Origin of the sequence: Kribbella sp. NPDC006257 (assembly GCF_040613535.1) — a bacterium.
GTDB lineage: Bacteria > Actinomycetota > Actinomycetes > Propionibacteriales > Kribbellaceae > Kribbella.
Genome location: NZ_JBEXSJ010000007.1, coordinates 157570 through 174571, shown reverse-complemented (window position 1 = coordinate 174571; position 17002 = coordinate 157570). Strand labels below are relative to the sequence as shown.

Genomic DNA, 17002 nt, shown 5'->3' with positions numbered 1-17002 from the left:
ACCATGAGACTGCTTGTTTCATCCACGAGCCCGACGGAGTGACCGATGGACAGCCGATTGCTCGCCGTGGCCACCGAGCTGCTCGACCAGGAAGGCTGGTCCGCGCTCAGCCTCGACCGGATCGCTGAGCGAGCCGGTGTCTCCCGGGCAACGGTCTGGCGAGCCGGACTCACGCGCGCCAACGTCGAAGGGGCGCTGAGGCGGAGGCTGGCCGCGGATTACCAGGAGCTGATGTGGCATCCGCTGACCATGCCCGGATCCGGCCTCGATCGCCTCCACGCAGCGCTCAGGTCTCTCTGTGCGGTCGCCGAGCGGAACCTTCCGTTGCTCGCGCACACCGACTTGGCATTCCACGGACCGGACCTCGAGGCGATCGGCGTCGAGCTCGATTACTTCGGGCCATGGCTGCGGATTCTCGAACAGGCCGCCGCCGACGGGAGCCTGCCAGCGGTCGACGACGCGACGAGATTCGTCGTAGTCCTCACGGACGCACTGTTGCTCACCTATGTCCACCTCCGTACCCACCACAGCAGCTACGGCTGGGCGCCCGACCGCACGACCGACTATCTGATCGATCTCCTCTCGCACGGCTTCCTTCCCCGTGCCGACTAATTTCGTTGAGGTAGCCCCATCTGACCGTGTTGGCTAGCGGCACCGAACAGCAGGGAGTTGAACGTGCAGGACGATGTGGTCGATGCCGGTGCCCACAATCGGGCCGCCTGGGACAAGTTGGTCGAGGCGGGCAACGAGTGGTCTCGGCCGGTCAGTGCCGAGGAGGTCGAGCGGGCCCGCGGGGGTGACTGGTCGATTGTTCTCATCGGGCATGCGCCGATCGACCGCTCCTGGCTGCCAAGGGATCTGACCGGCAAGGACGTGTTGTGCCTGGCCTCAGGCGGTGGTCAGCAGGGACCGATCCTCGCTGCCGCAGGGGCACGGGTCACCGTCTTCGACAACTCGCCCGGCCAGCTCGGCCAGGACGAGATGGTCGCGGCGCGCGACGGACTCGAGCTACACACCGTCCTGGGTGACATGCAAGACCTCAGCGCCTTCGGCGACGCGGCGTTCGACGTGGTGTTCCACCCGGTCTCGAACTTGTTCGTACCCGACCTGGCGCCGGTATGGCGTGAGTGCTTCCGCGTCCTGCGACCGGGCGGCACTCTGCTCGCGGGGTTCCTCAACCCCGACATGTACCTGTTCGACCACGAGGCCCTGGACGAACGCGGCGAGCTGGTCGTCGTACACAAGCTGCCCTACAGCGATGTCACGCAGTACTCCGCCGAGGAACGCGCTGCCAAGTTCGGCGCGGATGCCCCGCTCGAATACAGCCACACCCTCACCGCCCAGATCGGCGGCCAACTCGCCGCCGGCTTCGTCCTCACCGCCTTCGCCGAAGCCCCCCACCAATCCGACGCCTCCGCCGACTACCTCTCCCACTACTTCGCAACAAAAGCCCTCAAGCCAACCTGACCACCTGCTCCGGCCCACGCTCACGACCTGCCAACTGACGAGGAGTGTCCGGAACTGCCCGGAGCTCGCGGGACCGGGCGACTTCGCGCACGGCGCCCGACGTCGGTGTACAGACGGACATGAGGTATCCGCCGAAACGGGTCTCGGCCCAACCCCGCTGAGCGTGAAGGCCGTCCCCATCCCGGATACCTCATGTCGATCAGTACACCCCTCCGCGGCAGATGCGTTTCCCACGGCCCGACCGCTCAGCCCCTCTTGTGGTGCTTAGCCCCCTCCCATAGCAGGGGGCGAACCCCAACACCCGGAGCGAGGCTGCCTCTTCCCAGAGGAGCCGCGGCGGGCCGCCCCGCACCCGACCCGAGCCACGCCGCGAACCGGCTCACCTCTGCGACGCAAACCCGCGAGCCGGCCGACCTCGGCGAGGCAGCCCGCACCCGGCCGGCCTCGGCGACGCAGCCCCCAAGCCGGCCCACCTCGGCGAAGAATCCTCTCGGGCTCACATGTCTGGCGGGATCCGCGTAGCTGCGTCTTTCCCTGGTCGAGGTGGTGGATGTCAAGGGTCGAAGATCCCGCAGGGACGCCGAAGGCGCCCTTGATACCCGCCGGCTCGACTAGCACAATCCCGCAGCGGAGACTGCCCACCACCTGAACCTCCGCGCACCCAAAGATGCCCGATTTCGCTTGCAGGGTTGGGCTTACGTCGCAGGGGTGCCGCGTTCGCCGTACACGGCCGTCACCAACGCGATCAGGACGCCGGCGAAGAACATGTGGATGAGTACGAGGACCCAGGGGAGTCCGGTGAAGTACTGCGTGAAGCCGACGGCTCCCTGCAGCAACTCCATCGCCAGCAACCAAGCAGCGAGCTTCCGCAAAGCCCGTGAGGTCGCAGTGACCCGGGTAGCGATCACGAGCCCGATCGTCACGCCCAGCAGCCCGAACACGACATCGGAGTGCAGCTGGCTGATCACCGTCTCGTCGAATCCGTTCCGCCCAGTATCAGGATCACCCGAGTGCGGACCAGCTCCGGTGACAAGGGTGCCGAGGGCAACGGCCAGCCACACGGCCACCACCGAAGCCGTCGCGAGCGCACGGACCACCGGGGGAGTGTGGGGATAAGGGCTCGTCCGCGAGCGCCGCATCATCGAGACGGTCAGCGTGATGATGATGGGGGAGACCAGGAAGTGCGCCGAGACGATCCACGGGTTCAGCCCGGTGAGCACACTGACGCCACCGATGACCGCCTGCAACGGGATCCCCAGCGCGGCAGCGGTCGCCAGCCGGCGCAGGTCCGTACGCCGAGGCCGGTACCGCATCACCACCAGCCAGGTGAGGATCGCGATCACCCCGACCACGAACCCGAGCATCCGGTTGCCGAACTCGATCGCCCCGTGGATCCCGAGCGCACTGTGCGGCACGTACGACGCGTCGGTACACGACGGCCAGGTCGGACAGCCCAGTCCCGAGCCGGTCAGCCGGACCAGCCCACCGGTCACCACGATGCCGATGTTGGCCACGACTGACGCCCAGCCCCAGCGCCGCACCACGTCCAGGCTCGGCTCCGGCACCAGCCGCCAGAAGCCGGTCACTTCCTCGTCCTCGCGCACTGTGGTCTCCGTGGTCACCGGCACACTCTAGAGATAGCCTGGTCGGCCCCCAAAAACACAGCGTCAGTCAGTCCCAGCGGAAGGTCCTGGAGACCAGGTAGCCGAGCACCGCGGACCACAACGCCAGAGACAGGGCGGCCGCCCATGGGATCACACCTTCGATAGTGGAGTTCGCTAGCCCGTTGGCCAAAGCAGCACTGGGCAGCAGCCGTACTACGGACTGCATGCCGGCCGGGTATTCGTCGACCGGTGTCATCAGCCCGCCACCGACCAACAGCAGCAGGTACAGCAGGTTCGCCGCAGCCAGAGTGGCCTCAGCTCGGAGCACTCCAGACATGAGGAGCCCGAGCGAAGCGAAGGCCGCAGTACCGCAGACAACCATCAGGACAACGCCGATGACCGCGGATGCACCACCGACGGGCTTCCAGCCGAGAGCGAAGCCAGTGCCGATCAGTACGCCGAGCTGGATCACCTGGAGCACCAGGACTGAGCCGATCTTCCCAGCGAGCAACCCGGTCCGCGACAGGGGAGAGGCGCCAAGGCGCTTGATCACGCCGTACCGGCGTTCGAACCCGGTAGCGATCGCCAGTGAAGTGAAGGAGGTCGACAGCACGGCCAGTGCGAGCACACGCGGTACTGCGAGGTCCACAGCTCGCCCGTCGCCGAGCGGAAGCCTGTCACCCAAACCGGTGCCACCCAGCAAGAGCAGCAGCCCCAACGGGATCACCAGAGCCAGCAGGAGCTGTTCACCGTTGCGCATGAGCAGCCGGAACTCCATCCGCGCATGCGACAACACCTTGCGCGTCCACGGCGCGGACCCCGGCCGCGGAGCGTACGTAGCACTCATCGCCCCTCCTTAGAGGAGGCAGGCTTGGCCGTGAGCTCCAGGTAGACGTCCTCGAGCGACTTCGCCCCGTGCTCGGTCAGTACGTCGGGCGTCCCGGAGGCAATCAGCTTGCCCGCGGACACGACATGCACCTGGTCGGACAGCTGCTCCGCCTCATCCATCGCGTGCGTCGTCATCACAACGGTCACCCCGTCGTCGCGCAGATCGCGGATCAACTGCCAGATCTCCCGCCGCCCGTGCGGGTCCAGCCCGGTCGTCGGTTCGTCGAGGAACACGATCTCCGGCCGTCCGACGATCGCCAGCGCCAGCGACAACCGCTGCTTCTGCCCGCCGGACAGTCGCCGGTACGGCGTACGCCCGCAAGTACCCAGGTCGAGCCGCTCCACCAACGAGGGGAGATCCAGCGGATGCGCATGCAGCCCGGCGACGTAGCGGAGCATCTCGAGCGCGCGGACCCCGGACCAGCTCCCGCCTTCCTGGAGCATCACCCCGATCCGCGGCATCAGCTCGTCGTGGTCGGCGATCGGGTCCAGCCCGAGCACCCGGACCTGGCCGGAGTCGGGCCGCCGGAACCCCTCGCAGCTCTCCACCGTGGTGGTCTTCCCGGCCCCGTTGGGGCCGAGGACGGACGTCACTGTTCCGCCGGTTACGGTGAGAGTGAGGCCGTCCACCGCGGTCTTCTCGCCGTACCGGACGACGAGGTTGTCGATCTCGACTGCGACTGGCACAGGTGCAGACTAGTCAACGCCTCGACGTGACCCTGCTCACGGTCACCCGAACAGGCAGGCGGAACGGCGTGAACCGGTTAGGGCAGCCTTATTTGAAGCGCCCTGGCAATTAGGTGACACTGATGTTGTGAAAACTTCCGCGACGGCCGGTCAGGCGCCTTCGGGCGCCGCTGTCGCGCGGGACGAGTCCACCCGGGACCGGGTCGCGCGCTCGATCCTGACCAACGGCCCGTCCAGCGCGGCGGTGCTCGCCGAGCGGCTCGAGCTGACCCCGGCGGCGGTCCGCCGGCACCTCGACCACTTGCTGGAAGAGGGCCTGGCCGAGGCGCGCGAAGAGCGGGTCTACGGCCCCCGCGGCCGGGGCCGTCCCGCCAAGGTCTTCGTGCTGACCGACTCCGGCCGGCACGCGTTCCACCAGGCGTACGACGACCTGGCGACCACTGCGCTGCGGTTCATCGCCGAAGCCGGCGGAGACGCAGCGGTCACGGAGTTCGCCCGCCGTCGCGTCGCCGAGGTGGAGGACCGGTACGCCGAACTGCTCGCCGCGGCTCCGGACGATCAGAAGGTTGAGGTCCTGGCCCAGGCGCTGAGCGTCGACGGTTACGCGGCCTCTACCCTGCAAGCCGGTGCCGGCGAGCAGCTCTGCCAGCACCACTGCCCGGTCGCTCACGTGGCCCAGCAGTTCCCCCAGTTGTGCGAGGCCGAGACCGAGGTCTTCTCGCGGTTGCTCGGCAAGCACGTCCAGCGACTCGCCACCATCGCTCACGGTGACGGTGTCTGCACGACACATATTCCCGGCCAAGCCCTGAAAAGCGAGCCGGTTTCCCCTGTATCCGACAGCGAATCTGCGAGGACTGCACGATGACGCAAACCGCTCACCCGGAGCTCGATGGGCTCGGTACGTACAAGTTCGGCTGGTCCGACAGTGACGCCGCCGGCTCCGTCGCCAAGCGCGGCCTCAGTGCCGAGGTGGTGCAAGGCATCTCGACGCTGAAGAGTGAGCCGGAGTGGATGCTCGACCTGCGGATGAAGGGCCTGAAGCTCTTCGACCGCAAGCCGATGCCGTCGTGGGGTGCGGACCTGTCCGGCATCGACTTCGACAACATCAAGTACTTCGTCCGCTCGACGGAGAAGCAGGCCACCAGCTGGGAAGAGCTTCCCGAGGACATCAAGAACACCTACGACAAGCTCGGTATCCCGGAGGCGGAGAAGCAGCGCCTGGTGGCCGGCGTCGCCGCGCAGTACGAGTCGGAGGTCGTCTACCACCAGATCCGTGAGGACCTGGAGGAGCAGGGTGTCATCTTCCTGGACACCGACACCGGCCTGCGCGAGCACCCGGAGCTGTTCAAGGAGTACTTCGGCTCCGTGATCCCGGTCGGCGACAACAAGTTCGCCGCGCTGAACACGGCGGTCTGGTCCGGCGGCTCGTTCATCTACGTGCCCAAGGGCGTCAAGGTGGACATCCCGCTGCAGGCCTACTTCCGGATCAACACCGAGAACATGGGCCAGTTCGAGCGGACCCTGATCATCGTCGACGAGGACGCCTACGTGCACTACGTCGAGGGCTGCACCGCGCCGATCTACAAGTCGGACTCGCTGCACTCCGCGGTCGTCGAGATCATCGTGAAGAAGGGCGCCCGCTGCCGCTACACGACGATCCAGAACTGGTCGAACAACGTCTACAACCTGGTCACCAAGCGCGCCACCTGTGAAGAGGGCGCGACGATGGAGTGGATCGACGGCAACATCGGTTCCAAGGTGACGATGAAGTACCCGGCCGTCTACCTGATGGGTGAGCACGCCAAGGGCGAGACGCTGTCGATCGCGTTCGCCGGCGAGGGCCAGCACCAGGACGCCGGCTCGAAGATGGTGCACAACGCGCCGTACACGTCGAGCTCGATCATCTCCAAGTCGGTCGCCCGCGGCGGTGGCCGGACGTCGTACCGGGGTCTGGTCGAGGTCGCGCCGGGCAGCCACCACAGCAAGTCCACGGTCCGTTGTGACGCGCTGCTGATCGACACGATCAGCCGCTCCGACACCTACCCGTACGTCGACGTCCGCGAGGACGACGTCGCGATGGGGCACGAGGCGACCGTGTCCAAGGTCAGTGACGACCAGCTCTTCTACCTGATGAGCCGGGGGATGGCCGAGGACGAGGCAATGGCGATGATCGTCCGCGGCTTCATCGAGCCGATCGCCCGCGAGCTCCCGATGGAGTACGCGCTGGAACTCAACCGGCTCATCGAGCTGCAGATGGAAGGGGCCGTCGGCTGATGTCAGCCACCGAAACCCTGGTTGCCACCGGTAACCAGGGCCACTCTCACGGGCCAGGATCGCCGGTGCCGTTGCAGGCCCGCAGCGAGCGCACCACGTCGTACGACGTGGCCGACTTCCCGGTGCCCAACGGGCGCGAGGAGGAGTGGCGGTTCACCCCGGTCAAGGCCCTCAAGGCGCTGTTCGAGGACGCGGCCGGCACCGAGACCGTCAAGGTCGACGCGCACGGCCCCGACGGTGTCGTGATCGAGACGATCGCCACCGACGCGGTCAAGGCGCTCACCCCGCAGGACCGGATCGCGGCCGTCGCGTGGAACCACGCCGGTGAAGCGCTGGCCGTGCGGATCCCGAACGACGCCGAGCTGACCGAGCCGGTGCACGTGAACATCGCGGGCCTCGGCGGCCGTGGCTTCGGTCACCTGGTGATCGAGGCCGGCCGGCACAGCCGCGGCACCGTGATCGTCGACCACACCGGCGCGGGGGAGTACGCCGCGAACGTCGAGATCGTCGTCGGTGACGGCGCCGACCTGCGGGTCGTCTCGATCCAGCAGGGGGACACCGAGTCGATCCACGTCGGCCAGCACGACGCCGTGGTCGGCCGGGACGCGAAGCTCAACCACGTCGCCGTCACCCTCGGCGGCAAGATCGTCCGGCTCTCCACCAACGTCCGGTACGCCGGTCCGGGTGGCGATGCCGAACTCCTCGGGGTCTACTTCGCCGAGTCCGGTCAGCACCACGAGAACCGGCTCTTCGTCGACCACGAGGCGATCAACTGCAAGAGCAACGTGCTCTACAAGGGCGCGCTGGCCGGTGACCACGCCCGCTCGGTGTGGATCGGCGACGTGCTGATCCGGGCCGCGGCCGAGGGCACCAACACCTTCGAGCTGAACCGGAACCTGGTGCTCACCGACGGCGCCCGCGCCGACTCGGTGCCGAACCTGGAGATCGAGACCGGCGAGATCGAGGGGGCCGGGCACGCCTCGGCGACCGGCCGGTTCGACGACGAGCAGCTGTTCTACCTGCAGGCGCGCGGAATTCCCGAGGACGAGGCCCGCCGGCTGGTGGTGTCGGGATTCTTCAACGACATCATCGGGCGGATCGGCGTACCGGAGGTGGCCGAGCGTCTGCACGAGGTGATCGAGCAGAAGCTGGCCCGCACGGCAGCCCTGACCGAGGCGCTCAAGGCCTGACCATGAGTGACTCGTTCGAACGCGCTTGCGCGGTGGCCGATGTCCCAGACGAAGGGGTCGTGGCCACCGAGGTCGGCGGTGTCGAGGTGGCGGTCGTGAAGAGCGAAGGCCAGTACTTCGCCGTCCGCGACGAGTGCTCGCACGCGCAGATCGCGTTGTCCGAGGGTGATGTCGGCCAGTGCGAGATCGAGTGCTGGCTGCACGGCTCGCGGTTCGACCTGCGCACCGGCGAGCCGACCAGCCTGCCGGCGTACGACCCGGTGCCGGTCTACCCGGTCCGGGTCGAGGGCGATGACCTGCTGGTCGACGTCAAGAACCCCCTGAATCAAGCTTCCTAACGACGGAGATAGAAGAAACCCCATGGCGACACTCGAGATCCGCGACCTGCACGTGTCGGTCGACACCGAGAACGGCCCGAAGGAGATCCTGCGCGGCGTCGACCTGACCATCGCCGGTGGTCAGACGCACGCGATCATGGGCCCGAACGGTTCCGGCAAGTCCACGCTGGCGTACTCGATCGCCGGCCACCCGAAGTACAACGTCACCAGCGGCACCGTGACGCTGGACGGCGAGGACGTGCTCGACATGACTGTCGACGAGCGCGCCCGGGCCGGCCTGTTCCTGGCCATGCAGTACCCGGTCGAGGTGCCCGGCGTCTCCGTCTCGAACTTCCTGCGGACCGCCAAGACCGCCATCGACGGCGAGGCGCCGAAGCTGCGGACCTGGGTCAAGGACGTCAACAAGGCGCTCGCCGACCTGGACATGGACGCCGACTTCGGCACCCGGAACGTCAACGAGGGCTTCTCCGGTGGTGAGAAGAAGCGGCACGAGATCGTCCAGCTGGAGCTGCTCGACCCGAAGATCGCGATCCTCGACGAGACCGACTCCGGCCTCGACATCGACGCGCTGAAGATCGTCTCCACCGGCGTCAACCGGTACGCCGAGAAGGGTGACAAGGGCGTTCTGCTGATCACCCACTACACCCGGATCCTGCGCTACATCAAGCCGGACTTCGTACACGTCTTCGTCGACGGCAAGGTCGCCGAAGAGGGCGGCCCGGAGCTGGCCGACGAGCTCGAGGCCAACGGCTACGAGCGGTTCCTGAAGACAGGCGCCAAGGCATGACGGACGCCCGGACCTTCAGCAGTCCCCTGGACCTGAACTCGGTCCGGGCGGACTTCCCGATCCTGTCGCGGGTGCTGGCGAACGACTTCCCGCTGGTCTACTTGGACTCGGCGAACTCGTCGCAGAAGCCTCGCCAGGTGGTCAAGGCGATCGAGGATCACTACCTCCAGCACAACGCGAACGTGGCGCGAGCGATGCACCAGCTCGGTGCCGAGGCGACCGCGGCGTACGAGGGCGGCCGGGACAAGGTCGCGGCCTTCATCGGCGCGACCAACCGGGACGAGATCGTCTTCACCAAGAACGCCTCCGAGGCGCTCAACCTGGCCGCGCACACGCTCGGCGCGTCGCTGAAGCCGGGGGACGAGGTGGTGATCTCCGAGATGGAGCACCACAGCAACATCGTCCCGTGGCAGCTCGCCTGTGAGCGGACCGGCGCGACGCTGCGCTGGTTCGGCGTCACCGACGAGGGCCGCCTCGACCTGAGCAACATCGAGGAGCTGATCAACGAGCACACCAAGGTCGTCTCGCTGACCTGGGTCTCGAACGCGCTCGGCACGATCAACCCGATCACTGAGATTGCCGCGAAGGCGCACGCTTTCGACGCGATCGTGGTCGTCGATGCTTCGCAGGCCGTGCCGCAGTTCCCGGTCGATGTCTCGACCCTGGGTGCGGACATGCTCGCGTTCACCGGCCACAAGGCGGTTGGCCCCACCGGGATCGGCGTGCTCTGGGGCCGGTACGACCTGCTCGCGTCGCTGCCGCCGTTCCTTGGTGGTGGCGAGATGATCGAGGTCGTCCGGATGACCGGTTCGACGTACGCAGCCCCGCCGGCCCGGTTCGAAGCCGGTACGCCGCCGATCGCGCAGTCCGTCGGACTCGGCGCGGCGCTGGACTACCTGGCCGGCATCGGGATGGACAAGGTCGCGGCGCACGAGCAAGCCATCACGGCGTACGCGCTGGAAGGCCTGAAGACGGTTCCCGGAGTGAAGATTCTTGGGCCGTCGGACATCGCGGACCGCGGTGGCGCGATCAGCTTCGAGCTCGCCGGCGTGCACCCGCATGACGTGTCGACGGTGCTGGACACCCGCGGCATCGCCGTACGGGCCGGACATCACTGCGCGCGTCCGGTGCACGAGCGGTTCGGAATGCAATCGTCGACCAGAGCGTCTTTCTACCTGTACACGACGCCCGAGGAGATCGACGCCCTCGTCGACGGGCTCGGCTTCGTCCGGTCATTCTTCAAGGTGGACTGATATGCAGCTCGACAGCTTGTACCAGGAGATCATCCTGGATCACTACCGGAGCCCGCATCACGCGGGGCTCTCGGACCCGTACGACGTGGAGGTGCACCACGTGAACCCGTCCTGCGGGGACGAGGTCACCTTGCGCGTCGAACTCGACGGCGACATCGTCACCGGCGTGACGCACGCGTCGGTCGGTTGCTCGATCAGCCAGGCGGCGACCTCGGTGATGAGTGACCTGGTGATCGGCAAGCCGGTCACCGAGGGCATGGCGACGTACGAGAAGTTCCTGGAACTCATGCAGGGCCGCGGGAATGTGGAACCCGATGAGGGAGTTCTGGAAGACGGCGTCGCCTTCGCGGGTGTCGCGCAGTTCCCGGCCCGGGTGAAGTGCGCACTGCTGGGCTGGTCGGCCTGGCGCGACGCGACCGCCCAGGCACTCGCGAAGAAAGAAGGAGCAAGCAATGTCTGACCAGACCGACGAGAAGATCGAGCTGCCCGAGGTCGACCTCGAGGCCGCAGCGAAGCCGGCCGGCTCGACGGTCGCCGTCGAGGACGTGACCGAGGCGCTGAAGGATGTCGTCGACCCCGAACTGGGGATCAACGTCGTGGACCTCGGCCTGATCTACGGCGTGACGGTGGACGACACCAACACCGCGATCATCGACATGACGCTGACGTCGGCCGCCTGCCCCCTCACCGACGTGATCGAGGACCAGACCCGGATGTCCCTCGACGGACTGGTCAACGACTTCCGGATCAACTGGGTCTGGATGCCGCCGTGGGGCCCGGAGAAGATCACCGACGACGGCCGCGACCAGCTCCGCGCTCTCGGCTTCAACGTCTAAACCCGTACTGCGGAACCCCGGGTCAGGTGGCCCGGGGTTTTTGCATGTCCAGGCCGGCGATCAGAAGGTCCAGGCCGTAGTCGAACTGAGTGTCGCCGCCGGTGGTGCGGGCCAGTTCGGGGGCGAGGTCCACGACGGTCGGGAACTCGGTGGCGGAGAGGGACTCCATGGTGGTGCGGAGGCGGCGCCAGGCTTCGGGGTCCCGGCGTTCGGCGGCCATCTGGATCTCCCAGGACGTGGCGCCCAGCACGTAGGTGAAGAGGGTGGTGTGCGTCCGGGCTGCCCTCTCCTTGTCGAAGCCGGCTGCCCGCAGTACGCCGAGGAGGCCTTCCGCGACGCGCGCCGTCTCCTGGCCGCTCAGTGGCCGGCCCGAGAGTAGTTGCGCCAGGCAAGGGTGTTGGAGCATCAGCGACCGCAGGCTCCGGCAGACCGCGCGGACCTGGTCCTGCCAGGGGACGTCCGCGGGCACCGGGGGAAGTAGGCCCATCAGGTGATTCCGCACGGCGTCGTACAGGTCGTCCTTGTTGCGGAAGTAGGTGTAGATCGCCATCGGGCCGACTCCCAGGGCGGCGGCGACACCGCGCAGGCTGAAGGCGCTCGTGCCCTCGGACTCCATCAGCTCGAGGGCCGTCCGCACGATCAGCTCGGGGTTGAGCGTGTTCCGCGGCGTCCTGGCCATCTGTCTCCCATCTCACAACGATCTCTATAACGTACGGTGTATAGTACACCGTATAGAAGGAACACGATCCGAAGGGAAGATCAGCGTGCGAGCCGTACAGATCACCGAGTTCGGTGGCCCGGAAGTCCTCAAGGTCAGCGACGTCGACGAGCCGGTCGCGGGTGACGGACAGGTTCTGATCACCGTCGACCGGGCCGGCGTGAACTACGCCGACACCCACCAGGTCGAGAACAGCTACCTGTCCACGACGGAGCTGCCGCTGATCCCCGGTGGCGAGGTCGTCGGCCACACCGCGGACGGCCGCCGGGTCGTCGCGCTGGTCGGCTCCGGCGGGTACGCCGAGAAGGCCGTCGCCCACGCGCCGTACGCGTTCGACGTACCGGAAGGCGTCAGCGACGGCGACGCGCTCGCGCTGGTCCTCCAGGGCACCACCGCCTGGCACCTGCTGAAGACCTCGACCCGTCTGCAGGCAGGCGAGTCGGTGCTCGTGCACGCCGGCGCCGGTGGCGTCGGAACCCTCGCCATCCAGCTCGCGAAGCTCTGGGGTGCCGGCCGGGTGATCGCCACCGCGTCCTCGGACGAGAAGCGCAAGCTCGCGCTGGAGCTCGGTGCGGACGCCGCGATCGACGGCGACCCCGAGGGCCTGAAGGACCGGATCATCGAGGCGAACGACGGCAAGCCGGTCGACATCGTGCTCGAGATGGTCGGCGGACCGACGTTCGACGAGTCGTTCGACGCCCTCGGCCGGTTCGGCCGGCTGGTGACCTTCGGCTCCGCATCACGCCAGGCCGCGAAGGCGATCGAGCCCGCCCGGTTGATGAAGGGTTCCAAGACGATCGCGGGCTTCTGGCTGGCGGACTGCTTCCAGAACCCGGCCCTGCTCGGCGACCCACTGAAGGAACTGTTCGAGCTGACCTCGGCCGGCAAACTGCGCCCGGTCGTCGGCGGCGACTACCCGCTGTCCGACATCGTCACGGCGCACGAAGACATGCGGGCCCGCCGGACCGTCGGCAAGCTCACCCTCGACCCCAAGAACTGAAGGACCAAATATGACCATCGCAGTAGAGAAGGTTCTGTACACGGCTCGCGCGACCGCTGAAGGCGGCCGGGACGGGCACACCGCGACCGACGACTACAAGCTCGACGTGATCGTCGCGCCGCCGAAGGAGCTGGGCGGCAGCGGCGAAGGCACCAACCCGGAGCAGCTGTTCGCGGCCGGCTTCGCGTCCTGCTTCCACAGCGCGCTGAAGACCGTCGCGCGCAAGACCCGGCAGGATGTCGACGGCTCGACCGTCACCGCCGAGGTCGGCCTCGGCCCGATCAACGGTGGCACCGGCTACGGCCTCGAGGTCGCCCTGGTCGTCAGCCTGCCGACGCTGGAGCGCGCCGCCGCCGAGGAGCTGGTCGCGAAGGCGCACGAGGTCTGCCCGTACTCCAACGCCACCCGCGGCAACATCAAGTTCACCCTGACCGTCGCCTGACCGGTCGCCCCCTCCGGCCAGCCGGCCCGCCGAACCCCCGTCGCTGTCCCGCGACGGGGGTTCAGCACATCTCGGCCAGGGCGTCCTGCAGGATCCGCGGCGTATCGCTGACCGGCGCCGCAGCGATCGTCAGCGCTTCCATGATCGCGGCGTACTCGTCCAGGTCCTCGAGCTTGTCCAGGAACAACGCACTGGCCGCGTGCTCGATGTAGACGACGTCCGGCAGATCCCCTTCCGGGAATCGCATGATGGTGAACGCACCACCCGCGCCCGGATACCCTCCGCTGCTGAACGGCATCACCTGCAGCGTCACGTTCGGCTGCTGGGAGACCTTGAGCAGTTGCTCGATCTGCTCGCACATCGCGTCCCGCCCGCCGATCGGGCGCTTCAGGACGGACTCGTCGATGACGGCCCAGAGCCGAACCGGGTTCGCCCTGGTCAGGATCTGCTGCCGCGTCACCCGCAGCGCGACCCGCTGCTCGATCTCCTCCGGCGGCAGGAAGGTCTTGCCGAGCTGGACGACGGCGCGCGCGTACGCCTCGGTCTGCAACAGGCCCGGGACGAACAGCACCTCGTAGGTGCGGATCAGCTTCGCCGCGACCTCGAGGCCGACGTAGTTGGCGAACCAGTTCGGCATCACGTCGCCGTACCGCGACCACCAGCCGGGGTTGTTCGCGGCCCGGGCCAGTTCCATCAGCCGGACCCGCTCGGTCTCGTCGGACAGCCCGTACAGCTCGAGCAGGTCGCTGACGTCGCGCTCCTTGAAGCCGACCCGGCCGAGTTCCATCCTGCTGACCTTGGACTCGGACGCGCGGATCTGCCAGCCCGCGTCGGCGCGGCTGATCTTCGCGGCCTCCCGCATCCGGCGCAACTGCCCGCCGAGCATGATCCGCAGCGCGGTCGGCCCACCCTCGCCGCCGGCGACCGTCATGACGTCATCCCGCACAAACCCGCATCTCCTGCTCGCTCCGAGTCAGACCCGATGTTAGCCGTAACTCAGGCGGGTGACGCCAGCTCCAGCACAGTGGCGTTCGGGAGTTTCGCCAGCTCGGCGCCGTCGAGCAGAATCTTCGATGCGCGGATGCCGCTGCCGATCACGACGAGACCGGCGTCGGCGACCGCCTGGTCGACCAGGATCGGCCAGGCGGCCGGCAAGCCGATCGGCGTGATCCCGCCGTACTCCATCCCGGTCGACTCCACCGCGTCGTCTTGCGCGGCGAAAGAGATCTTCCGTACGCCGAGATGTTTGCGGATCACGCCGTTCACGTCCGCCCGGTGCGTCGCGAGCACCATCACCGCGGCGTACGTCGACTCGCCGGCCCGCTTGCCGTGCACGATCACACAGTTCGCAGAGGCGGCCATCGGCACGTCGTACTCCGCGCAGAAGGCAGCCGTGTCGGCCAGCCCCGGATCGATCGCGACCGCGTACGCCGGTAGGTCGCCGAGCGCGGCCCGGACCGGCTCGGCCAGCAACTCCGGCACCTCCAGGGCCGGCTGCCAGGTCAGCTTTCCCAGCACCGGCGTACTCACTGCTGCTCCACGAGATCGGCGTACTCCGGGTGCTCCTTCAAGTATTCCTGATAGAACGGGCAGGCGGGCTTCACCCGCAACCCTGCTTCGCGGGCGTCGTCGAGCGACTTGACCGCGATCCTGCCCGCGACGCCGCGGCCGCGGAACTCGGGCAGTGTCTCGGCGTGCAGGAAGGCGATCACCGGACCGGCGAGCTTGTAGTCGACGAATCCCATCAGGTTGCCGTCGGCGTCGCGGGCCTCGTACCGGCTGTTCGCGGGCGCGTCCGCGATGCTGATCTCGTTCTCCATGCGGCCACTTTAGTGCGGCCCGTTTTGGGTCGGTTACTCGCTGGGTACGGGGCTTCGGGACCGGCCCGAAGGTGAGGAGCGGCGATGAGCACCGAGCACGCGTTGAACGAAGGCAAGGCGATACCGAGTCTGGTACCGGCCCGGATGGACCGGCTGCCGTGGACCAGGTTCCACTGGATGATCGTCGTCGGTCTGGGCGTCTCCTGGATCCTCGACGGTCTGGAGATCCAGCTCGTCTCCCTGGTCGGCAACGTGCTGAAAGAAGGCGCGACCCTCGGCCTGAGTACGTCGCAGGTCGGCCTGCTCGCCTCGATCTACCTGGCCGGCGAGGTGGTCGGCGCGCTGGTCTTCGGCCGGCTCACCGACAAATGGGGCCGCCGCAGTCTGTTCATCATCACCTTGATGGTCTACCTGATCGCCTCCGGCGCGGCAGGTCTTACCTGGGACTTCTGGTCGCTGGCGCTCTGCCGGTTCGTGGCCGGGATGGGTATCGGCGGTGAATACGCCGCGATCAACTCCGCGATCGACGAGCTGATCCCGTCGAAGTACCGCGGCCGGGTCGACATCGGCGTCAACGGCACCTACTGGGCCGGCGCGCTGATCGGGTCCGCGGTCGGTCTGGTCTTCCTGAACGAGGACATCGTCCCGATCGAGTGGGGCTGGCGGCTGTGCTTCCTGGTCGGCCCGGTGATGGGCCTGATGATCATCTACCTGCGCCGGCACATCCCGGAGAGCCCGCGCTGGCTGATGACGCACGGCAAGGTCGAGGAGGCCGAGCGGACCGTCGACGGCATCGAGGAGACCGTACGCCGGCAGGGCGGCGAGCTCCGCGAGGTCAGCGACGACGAGGCGATCAACGTCGTCGACTACCCGCCGGTGACGTACCGCGAGATCGCCCGGGTGATGCTGCGCGACTACCGCAGCCGGTCGTTCCTCGGCTTCTCGATGATGGTCACCCAGGCGTTCCTCTACAACGCGATCTTCTTCACCTACGCGCTGGTGCTGAAGTCGTACTTCGGGCTGAACGACTCCAGCATCGCGATCTACTTCTTCCCGTTCGCGATCGGCAACCTCGCCGGTCCGTTGCTGCTCGGGCACTTCTTCGACACCATCGGCCGCCGGAAGATGATCCTGGCGACGTACTCGATCTCGGCCGTGGTGCTGTTCGTCACCGCGCTGCTGTTCAACGCAGGCTCGCTGAACGCTGCCGGGCTGACCGCGCTGTGGTGCGTGGTGTTCTTCTTCGCCTCGGCCGGCGCCTCGTCGGCGTACCTGACCGTGAGCGAGATCTTCCCGATCGAGCTGCGCGGCCAGGCGATCTCGTTCTTCTTCGCGATCTCGCAGCTCACCGGTGGCGTGGTGGCGCCGTTCCTGTTCGCCTCGCTGATCGGGGAGGGCGACAACCCGGCCCGCGGTCCGCTGACCGTCGGCTACATCATCGGTGCCGCGGTGATGCTGATCGGTGGTCTGATCGCGTGGTTCTTCGGCGTCGATGCTGAAGGCCAGTCGCTCGAGAACGTCGCGAAGCCGCTCTCCGCCCGCGAACGCGCCGGTGCCACCCGGTTCCAGGGCACGACCCCGCGCCTGCCGAGCACCGACGCCCAGGGCCGCCGCATCACCCCGGTCCTCCCACCGGAAGACCAGGGCGACCGAACCCCACCCAGCTAGCCGGCCTCGCCTCGGTGGCACTTCGTTAGC

20 protein-coding genes are annotated in these 17002 nt (G+C 67.6%); 13 read left to right on the top strand and 7 right to left on the bottom strand.

What is annotated here, in order from left to right:
* Nucleotides 1-45: 45 nt before the first annotated feature.
* Both ABZ004_RS11335 and ABZ004_RS11330 read left to right on the top strand, forming a co-directional pair.
* The gene (locus ABZ004_RS11335) at nt 46-612 is read left to right on the top strand and encodes a TetR family transcriptional regulator (RefSeq protein WP_355679690.1); all 567 of its coding nucleotides are present in this window, start codon (nt 46-48) and stop codon (nt 610-612) included.
* Between the two features lie 63 nt (nt 613-675).
* Nucleotides 676-1467, top strand: a complete 792-nt coding sequence (locus tag ABZ004_RS11330) for a class I SAM-dependent methyltransferase (protein ID WP_355679689.1) — start codon at nt 676-678, stop codon at nt 1465-1467.
* A gap of 695 nt (nt 1468-2162) precedes the next feature.
* Here the strand turns inward: ABZ004_RS11330 and ABZ004_RS11325 are convergent.
* From ABZ004_RS11325 to ABZ004_RS11315, 3 genes are read right to left on the bottom strand one after another with little or no spacing between them, the layout of a single operon-like run.
* Nucleotides 2163-3089, bottom strand: a complete 927-nt coding sequence (locus ABZ004_RS11325) for a COX15/CtaA family protein (RefSeq protein WP_355679688.1) — start codon at nt 3087-3089, stop codon at nt 2163-2165.
* A 49-nt stretch (nt 3090-3138) separates the two neighbouring features.
* Entirely contained in the window at nt 3139-3918 is a 780-nt protein-coding gene (locus ABZ004_RS11320) for an ABC transporter permease (RefSeq protein WP_355679687.1), read from the bottom strand.
* Nucleotides 3915-4646: an ABC transporter ATP-binding protein gene (locus ABZ004_RS11315; protein WP_355679686.1), complete on the bottom strand. Its 732-nt coding sequence runs from the start codon at nt 4644-4646 to the stop codon at nt 3915-3917. Before ABZ004_RS11315 ends, ABZ004_RS11320 begins: the two co-directional genes overlap by 4 nt.
* Before the next feature lie 214 nt (nt 4647-4860).
* On the opposite strand from ABZ004_RS11315, the gene ABZ004_RS11310 reads away from it, so the two are divergent.
* From ABZ004_RS11310 to ABZ004_RS11275, 8 genes are read left to right on the top strand one after another with little or no spacing between them, the layout of a single operon-like run.
* Nucleotides 4861-5511, top strand: a complete 651-nt coding sequence (locus ABZ004_RS11310) for a metalloregulator ArsR/SmtB family transcription factor (RefSeq protein WP_355679775.1) — start codon at nt 4861-4863, stop codon at nt 5509-5511.
* On the top strand, nt 5508-6920 hold the full coding sequence (sufB, locus tag ABZ004_RS11305) for a Fe-S cluster assembly protein SufB (protein ID WP_355679685.1): 1413 nt from the start codon (nt 5508-5510) through the stop codon (nt 6918-6920). The genes ABZ004_RS11310 and sufB overlap by 4 nt, the downstream gene beginning before the upstream one ends.
* Entirely contained in the window at nt 6920-8110 is a 1191-nt protein-coding gene (gene sufD, locus ABZ004_RS11300; RefSeq protein WP_355679684.1) for a Fe-S cluster assembly protein SufD, read from the top strand. Before sufB ends, sufD begins: the two co-directional genes overlap by 1 nt.
* A gap of 2 nt (nt 8111-8112) precedes the next feature.
* Nucleotides 8113-8448, top strand: coding sequence for a non-heme iron oxygenase ferredoxin subunit (locus ABZ004_RS11295; protein ID WP_355679683.1), 336 nt, complete (start codon nt 8113-8115; stop codon nt 8446-8448).
* A 22-nt stretch (nt 8449-8470) separates the two neighbouring features.
* Entirely contained in the window at nt 8471-9235 is a 765-nt protein-coding gene (gene sufC, locus ABZ004_RS11290) for a Fe-S cluster assembly ATPase SufC (RefSeq protein WP_355679682.1), read from the top strand.
* On the top strand, nt 9232-10488 hold the full coding sequence (locus ABZ004_RS11285) for a cysteine desulfurase (protein ID WP_355679681.1): 1257 nt from the start codon (nt 9232-9234) through the stop codon (nt 10486-10488). Before sufC ends, ABZ004_RS11285 begins: the two co-directional genes overlap by 4 nt.
* Nucleotide 10489: 1 nt before the next feature.
* Complete coding sequence (gene sufU, locus ABZ004_RS11280) at nt 10490-10948, top strand: Fe-S cluster assembly sulfur transfer protein SufU (RefSeq protein ID WP_355679680.1); 459 nt, start codon at nt 10490-10492, stop codon at nt 10946-10948.
* Nucleotides 10941-11324: a metal-sulfur cluster assembly factor gene (locus tag ABZ004_RS11275; protein ID WP_355679679.1), complete on the top strand. Its 384-nt coding sequence runs from the start codon at nt 10941-10943 to the stop codon at nt 11322-11324. Before sufU ends, ABZ004_RS11275 begins: the two co-directional genes overlap by 8 nt.
* Nucleotides 11325-11346: 22 nt before the next feature.
* Here the strand turns inward: ABZ004_RS11275 and ABZ004_RS11270 are convergent, their stop codons facing one another.
* Nucleotides 11347-12003, bottom strand: a complete 657-nt coding sequence (locus ABZ004_RS11270; protein ID WP_355679678.1) for a TetR/AcrR family transcriptional regulator — start codon at nt 12001-12003, stop codon at nt 11347-11349.
* 85 nt (nt 12004-12088) lie between these two features.
* Between ABZ004_RS11270 and ABZ004_RS11265 the strand changes: the two genes are divergently transcribed.
* Both ABZ004_RS11265 and ABZ004_RS11260 read left to right on the top strand, forming a co-directional pair.
* Nucleotides 12089-13042, top strand: coding sequence for an NADPH:quinone oxidoreductase family protein (locus ABZ004_RS11265; RefSeq protein ID WP_355679677.1), 954 nt, complete (start codon nt 12089-12091; stop codon nt 13040-13042).
* Between the two features lie 10 nt (nt 13043-13052).
* Nucleotides 13053-13484 (top strand): organic hydroperoxide resistance protein, encoded by a 432-nt coding sequence (locus ABZ004_RS11260; protein ID WP_355679676.1) that lies wholly within the window; start codon nt 13053-13055, stop codon nt 13482-13484.
* A 61-nt stretch (nt 13485-13545) separates the two neighbouring features.
* Here ABZ004_RS11260 and ABZ004_RS11255 read toward each other — a convergent pair whose 3' ends face one another.
* The 3 genes from ABZ004_RS11255 to ABZ004_RS11245 form a co-directional block, all read right to left on the bottom strand.
* A complete protein-coding gene (locus ABZ004_RS11255; RefSeq protein ID WP_355679774.1) occupies nt 13546-14415 on the bottom strand; it encodes a helix-turn-helix transcriptional regulator in 870 nt (289 codons plus the stop codon).
* Nucleotides 14416-14480: 65 nt separating this feature from the next.
* Nucleotides 14481-15014 carry a YbaK/EbsC family protein gene (locus tag ABZ004_RS11250; RefSeq protein ID WP_355679675.1) on the bottom strand — a complete coding sequence of 178 codons (534 nt, stop codon included), beginning with the start codon at nt 15012-15014 and terminating at the stop codon, nt 14481-14483.
* Nucleotides 15011-15304 carry a GNAT family N-acetyltransferase gene (locus ABZ004_RS11245; RefSeq protein WP_355679674.1) on the bottom strand — a complete coding sequence of 98 codons (294 nt, stop codon included), beginning with the start codon at nt 15302-15304 and terminating at the stop codon, nt 15011-15013. The genes ABZ004_RS11250 and ABZ004_RS11245 overlap by 4 nt, the downstream gene beginning before the upstream one ends.
* An 84-nt stretch (nt 15305-15388) precedes the next feature.
* Between ABZ004_RS11245 and ABZ004_RS11240 the strand changes: the two genes are divergently transcribed.
* Complete coding sequence (locus ABZ004_RS11240) at nt 15389-16972, top strand: MFS transporter (protein WP_355679673.1); 1584 nt, start codon at nt 15389-15391, stop codon at nt 16970-16972.
* The last annotated feature ends 30 nt before the right edge of the window (nt 16973-17002 follow it).